The 9,927-nt window shown below is 67.9% G+C and carries 15 protein-coding genes and 1 tRNA gene; 10 read left to right on the top strand and 6 right to left on the bottom strand.

Features of this window, described 5'->3' with window-relative positions; all coding sequences use genetic code 11:
• The 3 genes from GH681_RS24120 to GH681_RS10270 all read right to left on the bottom strand — a co-directional run.
• Positions 1–149 (bottom strand): transposase (locus tag GH681_RS24120; protein ID WP_153161380.1); only part of this gene is annotated, 149 nt, incomplete at its 3' end.
• Positions 150–193: 44 nt separating this feature from the next.
• Positions 194–466 (bottom strand): rhodanese-like domain-containing protein, encoded by a 273-nt coding sequence (locus GH681_RS10275; RefSeq protein ID WP_153161379.1) that lies wholly within the window; start codon positions 464–466, stop codon positions 194–196.
• A gap of 136 nt (positions 467–602) precedes the next feature.
• The gene (locus GH681_RS10270) at positions 603–1,163 is read right to left on the bottom strand and encodes a flavodoxin (protein ID WP_153161378.1); all 561 of its coding nucleotides are present in this window, start codon (positions 1,161–1,163) and stop codon (positions 603–605) included.
• A gap of 124 nt (positions 1,164–1,287) precedes the next feature.
• On the opposite strand from GH681_RS10270, the gene GH681_RS10265 reads away from it, so the two are divergent.
• Positions 1,288–1,542 carry a hypothetical protein gene (locus GH681_RS10265; protein WP_153161377.1) on the top strand — a complete coding sequence of 85 codons (255 nt, stop codon included), beginning with the start codon at positions 1,288–1,290 and terminating at the stop codon, positions 1,540–1,542.
• Between the two features lie 56 nt (positions 1,543–1,598).
• Here the strand turns inward: GH681_RS10265 and GH681_RS10260 are convergent, their stop codons facing one another.
• Positions 1,599–2,333, bottom strand: coding sequence for a dinitrogenase iron-molybdenum cofactor biosynthesis protein (locus GH681_RS10260; protein ID WP_153161376.1), 735 nt, complete (start codon positions 2,331–2,333; stop codon positions 1,599–1,601).
• 168 nt (positions 2,334–2,501) lie between these two features.
• Between GH681_RS10260 and GH681_RS10255 the strand changes: the two genes are divergently transcribed.
• The 9 genes from GH681_RS10255 to GH681_RS10215 all read left to right on the top strand — a co-directional run bounded on the left by GH681_RS10255 (position 2,502) and on the right by GH681_RS10215 (position 8,472).
• Complete coding sequence (locus GH681_RS10255; protein ID WP_228111858.1) at positions 2,502–4,145, top strand: SagB/ThcOx family dehydrogenase; 1,644 nt, start codon at positions 2,502–2,504, stop codon at positions 4,143–4,145.
• On the top strand, positions 4,142–4,579 hold the full coding sequence (locus tag GH681_RS10250; RefSeq protein ID WP_153161375.1) for an ankyrin repeat domain-containing protein: 438 nt from the start codon (positions 4,142–4,144) through the stop codon (positions 4,577–4,579). Before GH681_RS10255 ends, GH681_RS10250 begins: the two co-directional genes overlap by 4 nt.
• 81 nt (positions 4,580–4,660) lie before the next feature.
• A complete protein-coding gene (locus GH681_RS10245) occupies positions 4,661–5,050 on the top strand; it encodes an ArsC family reductase (RefSeq protein ID WP_153161374.1) in 390 nt (129 codons plus the stop codon).
• On the top strand, positions 5,047–5,922 hold the full coding sequence (locus tag GH681_RS10240) for an Hsp33 family molecular chaperone HslO (protein ID WP_153161373.1): 876 nt from the start codon (positions 5,047–5,049) through the stop codon (positions 5,920–5,922). The genes GH681_RS10245 and GH681_RS10240 overlap by 4 nt, the downstream gene beginning before the upstream one ends.
• A 90-nt stretch (positions 5,923–6,012) precedes the next feature.
• The gene (gene minC / locus GH681_RS10235) at positions 6,013–6,831 is read left to right on the top strand and encodes a septum site-determining protein MinC (RefSeq protein WP_153161372.1); all 819 of its coding nucleotides are present in this window, start codon (positions 6,013–6,015) and stop codon (positions 6,829–6,831) included.
• A gap of 26 nt (positions 6,832–6,857) precedes the next feature.
• Positions 6,858–7,673, top strand: coding sequence for a septum site-determining protein MinD (gene minD / locus GH681_RS10230; RefSeq protein WP_153161371.1), 816 nt, complete (start codon positions 6,858–6,860; stop codon positions 7,671–7,673).
• A gap of 1 nt (position 7,674) precedes the next feature.
• Positions 7,675–7,938, top strand: a complete 264-nt coding sequence (gene minE / locus GH681_RS10225; RefSeq protein ID WP_153161370.1) for a cell division topological specificity factor MinE — start codon at positions 7,675–7,677, stop codon at positions 7,936–7,938.
• Positions 7,939–7,948: 10 nt separating this feature from the next.
• Positions 7,949–8,033 (top strand) — tRNA-Leu (locus GH681_RS10220).
• 19 nt (positions 8,034–8,052) lie between these two features.
• Positions 8,053–8,472 (top strand): DUF1178 family protein, encoded by a 420-nt coding sequence (locus GH681_RS10215; RefSeq protein ID WP_153161369.1) that lies wholly within the window; start codon positions 8,053–8,055, stop codon positions 8,470–8,472.
• 79 nt (positions 8,473–8,551) lie between these two features.
• On the opposite strand, the gene GH681_RS10210 is transcribed toward GH681_RS10215, so the two are convergent.
• Both GH681_RS10210 and GH681_RS10205 read right to left on the bottom strand, forming a co-directional pair.
• Positions 8,552–9,106, bottom strand: a complete 555-nt coding sequence (locus GH681_RS10210; protein ID WP_153161368.1) for a flavodoxin family protein — start codon at positions 9,104–9,106, stop codon at positions 8,552–8,554.
• A gap of 43 nt (positions 9,107–9,149) precedes the next feature.
• The gene (locus GH681_RS10205) at positions 9,150–9,851 is read right to left on the bottom strand and encodes a pirin family protein (RefSeq protein WP_153161367.1); all 702 of its coding nucleotides are present in this window, start codon (positions 9,849–9,851) and stop codon (positions 9,150–9,152) included.
• Positions 9,852–9,927: the final 76 nt, after the last annotated feature.

Raw genomic sequence — 9,927 nt, 5'->3', positions numbered from 1 at the left:
AGGTTGGCATTGAGGCCGTTGGCCAGCGCAACCGCAGCCGTTGAAACGCCGGGTGCCTTGCACGCGGCCACGATCTCTGCCTTAAAGGTGTCGCTGTACCGACCACGACGCCGACCGGCGGTGGGAAGATTGACTGTTGAAGCGTCCATGTGTCCTCCAGAAGATGGTGTTGGAGGACATGATCGTCAGGGGATTACGAGCGACTGAGGAGATGACTTGGCTGGACGCTTACAAACATCTGGGCGTAGGTCTTGCTGGCGTTGCCGTGGTAGCAGTAGATGAGCACCGGCGCGGCCTTGTCGAGGCGGCGCGTCCAGGCAAAGAAGCGGTCTTCGGCCAGATGGGCGGCGCCGTCGATGTGGCCGCGCTGGTAGCTCGCCATGTCGCGCACGTCGATGAGCGCAACGCCCGGTTCGCTGCGGATCAGCGCCACGGCGTCGGCGGCGGGGATGCAGTGGTAGGTCATGGGTGGTTCCTCTTGCGAGTTCATCGGGAATAGTTGGAAAGCAAAGGCCGGGTTGGTCTGTAGGTCGGACTTCAGTCCGACAAGAGCACCCCCGAACCGGCCGTGTTGTCGGACTGAAGTCCGACCTACAGGGTGTTCAGGCGGCCGCGGTGGTCTTCTCCAGAAGCAGGGGCTTGACCTGCGCCAGCCAGGTGTCGATGCGCTCGTCGGTGAACATGCCTTGCGTGCGCTGGTCGATGACGAGGCCGACGAAGCGGCCATCCACCACCGCCGCCGAGTGGGCGAAGGTGTAGCCGTCGGTCGGCCAGTCGCCGACGATCTCGGCGCCCCAATCCTTGAAGACCTTGTAGAGCGCGAAGAGCGAGCTGCAGAAGCGCTCGGAGTAGCGCTCCTGGGCGCCGAGGCCGAAGAAGGCGACGCGCTTGCCGGTGAGATCCGGCGCGGTGTCGAACTGAGCGAGAAACTCCTCCCAGTTGGGCTCGAAGCAGCCGGACGCGCCCTTGCCGGGGATGTCGCCCTCGCCGTAGCTGGGCGTGCCGAGGATCAGCGCGTCGTACTGCAGCATCTCGGCGGGGGTGATGCGGTTGACATTGATCGGCTTGTCGCAGATGTCCTCGCCGATCTTCTTGTGCAGCTTCTTGGCCACCAGGCGGGTGGTGCCGGTTTCGGTGCCGAAGAAAAGGCCAATCTTGTTCATGTTCGCTCCCGAGCTTCGATCAGACGGGGTGGCACGCCGATTGCACGCCACCGTTCAAAACCCCGGCGGCTGTCGCTTTGCCGACATCGCCAGGCACATTCAAGCCAACCCCACGGAGCCAGCCATGCCAGCCACCACCATCGACCACAAGGGCACGCCCGTCGCCATTGGCGATCCGGTCCGCGTCCTCGAAATCAACCTCGACCCCGATCTGGACGAGGACGAGCTGATCATGTTCGAGGACATGATCGGCGCCGTCTGCGAGGTCGAACGCATCGACCCGGACGGCACCGCCTGGGTAGCCCTGTGGTGGAACGGCGACGAAGGCACGCTCACCACGCAGGTGGGGCTGTCGCCGGCGCAGATGGCGCGGGTGTAAAGCCGAGGCTGCTGGCCGGGCCAACACCCGGCCGGTGCCGCAAAGCGCCGGAGGGCTCATTCCTCTTCCTGGGCGCTGTAGTTCTTCAGGCGCTTTTCTGCCGCCACGCCCAGCACCTTGAGCAGCCAGGGCGGGGGGGAATCGACCATCGCCTTCTGGAACTGGGAGACGATCTCCAGCGCCGGGCCGCCGTCGGCGATCTTGATGGGGTAGATGTCGGCGCGGATCACCTTGGCCGCCGCCGGGCCGCCAATGGACACCACGTAGCACACGTGGCAATCGCCGATGAGCTGGGCGCGCCACAGGTTCTTGTCCTCGGCCAGGTCGGCGTCCATCGTGTCGCGGATGTCCACCAGGCGGATCTCGTCGGGCGACACCTGGTACACCAGAAAGCGCAGGCACGATCCGAAGTGGCCGGAGAGCGTGTCACCCTTGTCGGAGGCCACCGCCACCCGCACCGAGCCAGGCATGTCGCCTTCGTCGTAGGGTTCGATCTTGGGCAGCGAGTCGTCGCCCTGGGTGTCGCCCCACAGGATGCGCACCGCCAGCTTCATGGCTTCAAGGCCGATCCCGATGTCCTCGCCGTCCTCCTCGCCATCCGCGCTGGCGAAACCGGTCTTGAGCATCGTCACCGTGACCTGACGGAGCATCTCCTCGTCGATCTCGTCGCCCAGCCGACGCTGCAGCAGCTCGATCAGGCTCGACAAGGACGCGTTGGGCATGGCCCGGGCCGCCAGGGCGATGCGCAGGGCGGCTTCCCGGGTCACCGGGGGTTTGCTTCTGGTATCCATGGTTGGGTCTCTGCGAAGTGGGGGTTGTTGGGTGTTGTGGGTGTTTTCCCCTTCCCCTTGCAGAGATGGTGCCAGCCGCGCGCCAGCGCCCGCGCGTCGCTAACTGCTTGATTTCTCGCAGGCATGGCCTTTGCTAAAAGAAGCCCAAACCCACCGGAAACGCCAATCGTGTCGGATATCCCACAAAACCCCGTCGCCCCCGACAACCCCCTCGCCGCCTACCACGCCCGCACCCGCCACCGCTTCGAGGCCTTCGCCGAAGGCCCCGGTCAGCTCGACTGGGACGCCCAGCCCGCCGCCTTCCGGCACTACGCCGGTGCACCGGTTTCGCTGCTGCCGCTGGCTGCCGACCGCTTCGAGCGGCCCTTCGGCGATCTGGATGCGCCGCCGGCAACGCCCATCCCGGCGGACGCGACCAGCCTTGGCGCGCTGCTGGAGCTGGCCTTCGGCCTCTCCGCGTGGAAGAGCTGGGGCCCCAGCCGCTGGGCGCTGCGCTGCAACCCGTCGTCGGGCAACCTGCATCCGGTCGAGGCTTACGTATTGGCGTCGGGGGTGGAAGGGGTGGCCGACGGGCTGCATCACTACGACCCCGAGGAACACGCCCTCGAAGGCCGCGCGCTCGTCGCCCCTGATGGCGGCCGCTGGTTGGCGGTGGGGCTTTCCAGCGTGATGTGGCGCGAAGCATGGAAGTACGGCGAGCGGGCCTTCCGCTACTGCCAGCTCGACGTGGGCCACGCGGTAGCGGCGCTGGCCTACGCCGCGGCGCTGCTCGGCTGGAAGGTCGCGCCGCTGACGCTCCCCTCCGGCACCCTCGCCCGGCTGCTGGGGCTGGATCGGGAGGAGGACTTCCCCACCGGCCGCTTCTCTTTCACCGAAGACGAAGAGCCCGAGATCCTGCTGGCGATCCGCGCCCCCGGCATCCACGCCCTGCCCACCGGGCCGGCGCTGCTGGACTGGATCGCCCCCGCTAGCTGGCACGGCCGCCCGAGCGCCATCGACCCGTCGCCGGGCTACCGCTGGCCGATCGTCGACAAGGCCGCCCGCTTCAGCCGCCGCCCGGAGGATGCACTGCCGGCGCTGCACCCGGTGTTTCCGCCGCTGCCCGCGCTGCCGCCGCACCCGGCCATGATCGGCGCCTCAAGGCTGATCCGCCAGCGCCGCAGCGGCCAGCGCTTCGACCCGCGCCAGACCCTGCACCGGGCAGACTTCTACCGGATGCTCGACGCCCTGCTGCCCCGCCCCCGCGCACCCTTCACCGCCCAGGAGGCCGACCCGGCGATTCACCTGCTGCTCTTCGTGATGCGCGTGGACGGCCTGCCGACCGGCCTCTACCTGCTGCCCCGCACGCCGGACGCGGCGATCCCTGCCGACCTGGGCACGCCGCGCGCGGCGGCGGACTTCGCGCCGGATTGCCCGCCCCACCTGGGCCTCGTCCAGTTGGCGGCGCTGGGGCTGCAGGAAGTCCAGCGCCTCGCTCGATCCCTGTCGTGCCATCAGGACATCGCCTCCACCAGCGCCTTCTCGCTGGGCATGGTGGCGGATTTCGCCCGCCTGGGCAGCGACGGCCACGCCTACCGCAGCCTGCTCCGCGAGGCCGGCATCGTCGGGCAGGTGCTGTACCTCGAAGCCGAAGCCGCCGGCGTGCGCGGCACCGGCATCGGCTGCTTCTTCGACGAGCCGGTGCATCAGGCCTTCGGCCTCGCCGGCACCCGCTGGCAGAGCGTCTATCACTTCACCGTGGGCACGCCGGTGACGGATGCGCGCATCGAGACCAGCCCACCCTATCCTCAACGACAACAGGACAATTCATGACCCCAGCCCTCGCCGAATACTTCGCCACCCACGGCTTCGACCCCGCCAGGCCTTCGGCCCTGCAGCCGGACCGGCGCTTCACGCCGCTGATGCGCGCCGCCAAGGAAGGCCGGCTCGACGTGGTGGATGAGCTCCTCACCTGGGGCGTGGATGTGGCCGTGTCCAACGCCGACGGCTGCAACGCCCTGTGGCTGGCCTGCTACAACGGCAGCCACGCGATCATCGACCGCCTGCTCCAGGCCGGCATCGACATCGACCGCCAGAACGACACCGGCGCCACCTGCCTGATGTACGTGGCCTCCAACAGCAAGCCCGATCTGGTGCAGCTGCTGCTGGAGCGCGGCGCCAACCCACGGCTCGCCAACCACGACGACTTCACCGCGCTAGATCTGGCCGCGTCGCTGCCCTGCCTCAGGCTGCTCCAGGCCGCGTGAGGGGCGAGATTTGGGTCTGGCCCGGCTGTCGCTTAAACTAGCCGTCTTTGATTTACCTCCCGGCCGAACCCGGCCCGCTCCATGCAAGACAGCCTCCCCACGCCCGCCGTCACCTGCTACGGCATCAAGAACTGCGACACCATGAAGAAGGCCCTCGCCTGGCTCGACGAGCACGGCGTCGCCTACCAGTTCCACGACTACAAGAAATCCGGCATCGACTCCGGCCGGCTCCACGCCTGGAGCAAGGCCATCGGCTGGAAGACCCTCATCAACACCCGCGGCACCACCTGGCGCAAGCTCACCCCCGAACAGCAGGCCATCGACACCCAGAGCGCGGCCGTGCAGCTGATGCAGGCCAACCCCAGCCTGATCCGCCGCCCGGTGCTCGAAACCGCTGGCGGCCAGCTGCTGGTCGGCTTCGACCCCGCCCTCTACGCCAGCCTCGTCACCCCCGCCGGAGCCTCCGAATGAGCGAATCCCGCAGCTACGTCCAACGCTTCCTCCTCGACGACCTCGACATCCGCGGCGCCATCGTGCTGCTCGACGACGTCTGGCAGGACATGCAGCTCAACCGCGACTACCCCACCGCCGTACGCAACCTGCTCGGCGAGATGAGCGCCATTGGCTGCGTGATCGGCGGCAACCTCAAGCAGCCCGGCCGGCTCACCATGCAGCTGCAGGGCCACGGCCCGGTCAATCTGCTGGTGGTGGACATCACCGAAACCCTCAACCTGCGCGGGCACGCCAAGTCGTCCGACGAGGCCGTCGGCAAGACCGGCGTCGGCGAGCTGATCGGTGACGGCCAGCTCCTGCTGTCCCTCGACATGCCCGAACTGCGCCACCCCTACCAGAGCTACGTACCCATCGAAGGCGACACCATCGCCGCGATCTTCGAGCACTACCTCACCCAATCCGAACAGCAGCCCGCCGTGCTGCACACCGCCTGCTCCGGCAACCGCGCCGCCTGCCTCTTCCTGCAGAAGCTGCCCGACGCCGACAACAAAGACCCGGACGGCTGGGACCGGGTCACCCGCCTCGCCGCCACCCTGCGCAGCGACGAGCTGCTGGGCCTCGCCCCCGAGGAGATCCTCACCCGCCTGTTCCACCAGGAAACCGTGCGCCTGTTCGAAGCCCGCGAGGTCACCCACCACTGGCCGCTCGACTGGGAGAAGGTGCGCTCGATGCTGCGTTCCCTCGGCCGGGCCGAACTCGACGCCGTGCTCGCCGACCACGGCACGGTGCTGATCCACGACGACCTTTCCAACCACGAATACCGTCTCGACGCCGAAGACGTGGCCGCCCTGTTCGCCGAGGAGCCCGCCGAACCCCGCACCCTGCATTGATTCCGGGCCCGCGGCCCGGCGGACTTGCCCTAAACCTGTGTCAAAAGTAGACTTGGGCGGTTTTAGTCCGCGCATCCGCACCCAAAATCCATGGCCGAAGCATCATCCCTGCAGGGCAAACTGATCGAGTTCAAGGGCGCCAGCCTGGCAGTGATGACCGCCTACGTCCGTGACACGGACCCGGTGCGTCTCGCCGACGCCCTGCACATGATGCTTGGCGGCATGCCCGACTTCTTCGCCGGCGAACCGGCGATCCTCGATCTGGGCCAGCTCGCCGCCGATCCCGACCGCATCGACTGGACCGGCCTGCTGAGTCTGCTGCGCCGCTACCAGCTCCAGCCGGTGGGCGTGCGCCACCTGCCCGAGCACCTCTATGAAGGCGCCCGCCGCGCCGGCCTGGCGGTGCTCGGCAACGAAGGCTTCTCGGCCGAACGCACGGTCACCCCGCCGCCGCCGGCCCCTGTCGCGGCCCCCGCGCCTGCCCCCGAACCCGCGCCGGCGCCGGCCCCTGATGCCGAACCCGCGCCCCAGACCGCCGCCGGCAGCGAACCCGCCCACGCGCCCACCCTGGTGGTCGATCGCCCGCTGCGCTCCGGCCAGCAGGTTTACGCCAAGGGTGGCGACCTGGTGCTGCTCGCCGGCATGAGCCCCGGCTCCGAGATCATCGCCGACGGCAGCATCCACTGCTACGGCCCGCTGCGTGGCCGCGCCCTGGCCGGCGCCCGCGGCGACACCTCGGCGCGCATCTTCAGCACCAATTTCGGTCCCGAGCTCGTCTCCATCGCCGGCGTCTATCGCACCTTCGATCGCGGCATCCCGCAAGCCGTGGCCGGGCGTGGCGCCCAGGTCCGGCTGACCGGCTCGGACAATCTGCATACTCTCGAAATCAATCCGCTCCAGTACGACTGAAGCGAATCAACACCGAAGGGAACATCGTGGCACGCGTCATCGTAGTAACGTCCGGCAAGGGCGGCGTCGGCAAGACCACCACCAGCGCGAGCATCTCCAGCGGCCTGGCCCTGCGCGGCTACAAGACCGCCGTGATCGACTTCGACGTCGGCCTGCGCAACCTCGACCTCATCATGGGCTGCGAGCGCCGCGTGGTGTACGACCTCATCAACGTGGTCAATGGCGAAGCCAACCTGCACCAGGCCCTCATCAAGGACAAGCACTGCGAGAACCTCTTCATCCTTCCCGCGTCCCAGACCCGCGACAAGGATGCGCTGACCGAAGAAGGCGTCGAGAAGGTGCTCAAGGATCTCGAGCACATGGGCTTCGACTACGTGGTGTGCGATTCTCCCGCCGGCATCGAGCGTGGCGCCGTGATGGCCCTCACCTTCGCCGACGAAGCCATCGTCGTCACCAACCCGGAAGTCTCCTCGGTGCGTGACTCCGACCGCATCCTGGGCATCCTGCAAAGCAAGAGCCGCCGAGCCATCGAAGGCCGCGAGGCGGTGAAGGAGCACCTGCTCGTCACCCGCTACTCGCCCAAGCGCGTCGAAGACGGCGAGATGCTGTCCTACAAGGACGTGCAGGAGCTCCTGCGCATCCCGCTGATCGGCGCCATCCCCGAATCCGACGACGTGCTGCAGGCCTCCAACCAGGGCACGCCGGCCATCCACCTGAAGGACAGCGACGTCGCCACCGCGTATCAGGACGTGGTCGCGCGCTTCCTCGGCGAAGATCGCCCCCTGCGCTTCGTCGCCTACGAAAAACCGGGCCTGCTCAAGCGTCTGTTCGGAGGCAAGTGAGATGTCCCTCCTCTCCTACTTTTTCGGTTCCAAGCCCAAGACCGCCTCGGTGGCCAAGGAGCGTCTGTCGCTGCTCATCGCCCACGAGCGCAGCGCCAACCAGCCGACGCCGGATTTCCTCCCGGCCCTGCAGCGCGAGCTGATCGAGGTCATCTCCAAGTATGTCAACGTCTCCGCCGACGACATCAAGGTCCAGCTCGGCAAGCGCGACAACTACGAGATCCTCGAAGTGGACATCACGCTGCCCGAACAACAGCCCAAGTAAGCCGGCTGCCGCCCGGATGGTGAAATTGGTAAACACTGCGGACTTAAAATCCGCCGCCGTAAGGCTTACGGGTTCAAGTCCCGTTCCGGGCACCACTTACTGAAGGCAATTTTCGTGATCGTCCTCGACCTCATCTGCGACCAGGAGCACCGTTTCGAGGCGTGGTTCGCCTCGGGCGACGCCTTCGAGAAGCAGCGGGCCGCCGGGCTCGTCAACTGCCCCCACTGCGATTCCCGCGAAGTGCGCCGGCTGCCGTCGGCCCCCTACGTGCAGACCAGCGCCCATTCGGCGCCGGTGCTGCCCGAACCCGATCCGGCCGCCATCGCCGCGCGGCTGGTCGAAGCCCTGCGCAGCGCCGCCAGCCAGTCGGAAGACGTGGGCGAGCGCTTCCCCGAGGAAGCCCGCCGCATCCACCGGGGCGACGCCGAAGAGCGCGCGATCCGCGGCAAGGCCAACCGCAGCGACCTGCTCGAGCTGATGGACGAAGGCATCCCCGTGCTGCCGGTTCCGCCGGATAAAGAAGACCTGCACTGAGGCACGCTGCCGCACCCGGCAGAAAGCCGCCCGACTGGCATGGCCAGGGGCGGCTTTTTTGTTGCTCGCCGCGGCGCGATCAGCGCTTGAAGCGCTCCGTCACCTCGGCGACGCGCTGGCCGAACAGGCGGGCGGTTTCCAGATCGCCGGCGGGCATCTCGTCGGGGCTGGCGTCGGCCGGGGTCTGGGCCATCGCGCCGGCGAAGGAGCCCAGCACGTTGATGTCGTCGCGCTGGGCGGCCTTGGTGTTGGACGGCATCATCCCGGTGCCCACCCAGACGCCGCCATGCTGCATGGCCAGCGTGAAGAAGGCGTGCAGGGTAGCCAGCTTGTCCCCGTTCATCGACGCGCTGTTGGTGAAGCCGGCAAACACCTTGTCCTTCCAGGCCTGGGTGAACCAGGCCTTGCTGGAGGCGTCGGCGAACTTCTTGAACTGCCAGCTCACGGTGCCCATGTAGGTCGGGCTGCCCATCACGATGGCGTCGGCGGCGTTGAGGCTGGCCCACGCGGCCTCGGGCAGGTTGCCTTCGGCGTCGATGGCGACGAGATCAGCGCCCGCGCCCTTGGCGACGGCCTCGGCGAGGCGCTGGGTGTGGCCGTAGCCGGAATGGAAGACGACGACGATCCTGGACATGGTGGGGTTCCTTTTCTCTGGGGTTGGGGTGTGCAGTGGGAAATCAGGGGGCGAGATCGAAGACCAGCACTTCGGCATCCTCGCCGCCGGTGAGGGCCAGGCTGGCCTCGCCGGAGAGCAGCGCGGCGTCGCCGCCGGCAAGCGCCTGGCCATTCACCGTCAGCCGGCCGCGCACCAGATGTACGTAGGCCTTGCGGGCCGGGTCGAGAGCCAGCGTGGCGGCCTCGGCGCCGTCGAACAGCCCGGCGTAGAGGCGCGCGTCGGCGTGGATCGTCACCGAGCCGTCGGCGCCGTCGGGCGAGGCCACCAGACGCAGGCGGCCGCGCTTGTCGGCGTCGGCGAAGCGCTTCTGCTCGTAGCCCGGGTCGATGCCGGTCTCGCTCGGCTCGATCCAGATCTGCAGGAAGTGGGTCTGGCGGTTGGCGGCGTGGTTGAACTCGCTATGCCGCACGCCCCGGCCGGCGCTCATGCGCTGGACTTCGCCGGGGGTGATCGCGGTGCCGTTGCCCATGCTGTCCTTGTGGGCGAGCTCGCCGTCGAGCACGTAGCTGATGATCTCCATGTCCCGGTGGCCGTGGGTGCCGAAACCGGTGCCCGGGGCGATGCGATCCTCGTTGATGACCAGCAGGTTGCCCCAGCCCGTCCACGCCGGGTCGAAGTAGCCGGCGAAGCTGAAGGAGTGGTGGCTGGTCAGCCAGCCGTGGTCGGCGTAGCCTCGATCGTGGGAGCGGCGGATGTTCAGCATGGCGTTGTCTCCTGTTGGTGAAGCCATTGTGGTCGCCGCCGATGCCTTCGCGGTGCAGGGGCTTTGATGGCATCAT

This window comes from Zoogloea sp. 1C4 (genome assembly GCF_009469605.1).
GTDB lineage: Bacteria > Pseudomonadota > Gammaproteobacteria > Burkholderiales > Rhodocyclaceae > Zoogloea > Zoogloea oryzae.
Note: the sequence above shows the minus strand (reverse complement) of the source record. Positions and strands in the feature narration are given on the sequence as shown.

What these genes read in the sequence shown, in the direction of transcription:
- GH681_RS10245 (WP_153161374.1), top strand. Translation starts at nt 4,661, where the DNA reads ATGCAAGACAGCCTCCCCACGCCCGCCGTCACCTGCTACGGCATCAAG.
- GH681_RS10205 (WP_153161367.1), bottom strand. Translation starts at nt 9,851, where the DNA reads ATGCTGAACATCCGCCGCTCCCACGATCGAGGCTACGCCGACCACGGC.
- minC (WP_153161372.1), top strand. Translation starts at nt 6,013, where the DNA reads ATGGCCGAAGCATCATCCCTGCAGGGCAAACTGATCGAGTTCAAGGGC.
- minE (WP_153161370.1), top strand. Translation starts at nt 7,675, where the DNA reads ATGTCCCTCCTCTCCTACTTTTTCGGTTCCAAGCCCAAGACCGCCTCG.
- GH681_RS10250 (WP_153161375.1), top strand. Translation starts at nt 4,142, where the DNA reads ATGACCCCAGCCCTCGCCGAATACTTCGCCACCCACGGCTTCGACCCC.
- GH681_RS10240 (WP_153161373.1), top strand. Translation starts at nt 5,047, where the DNA reads ATGAGCGAATCCCGCAGCTACGTCCAACGCTTCCTCCTCGACGACCTC.
- GH681_RS10210 (WP_153161368.1), bottom strand. Translation starts at nt 9,106, where the DNA reads ATGTCCAGGATCGTCGTCGTCTTCCATTCCGGCTACGGCCACACCCAG.
- GH681_RS10275 (WP_153161379.1), bottom strand. Translation starts at nt 466, where the DNA reads ATGACCTACCACTGCATCCCCGCCGCCGACGCCGTGGCGCTGATCCGC.
- GH681_RS10270 (WP_153161378.1), bottom strand. Translation starts at nt 1,163, where the DNA reads ATGAACAAGATTGGCCTTTTCTTCGGCACCGAAACCGGCACCACCCGC.
- GH681_RS10260 (WP_153161376.1), bottom strand. Translation starts at nt 2,333, where the DNA reads ATGGATACCAGAAGCAAACCCCCGGTGACCCGGGAAGCCGCCCTGCGC.
- GH681_RS10265 (WP_153161377.1), top strand. Translation starts at nt 1,288, where the DNA reads ATGCCAGCCACCACCATCGACCACAAGGGCACGCCCGTCGCCATTGGC.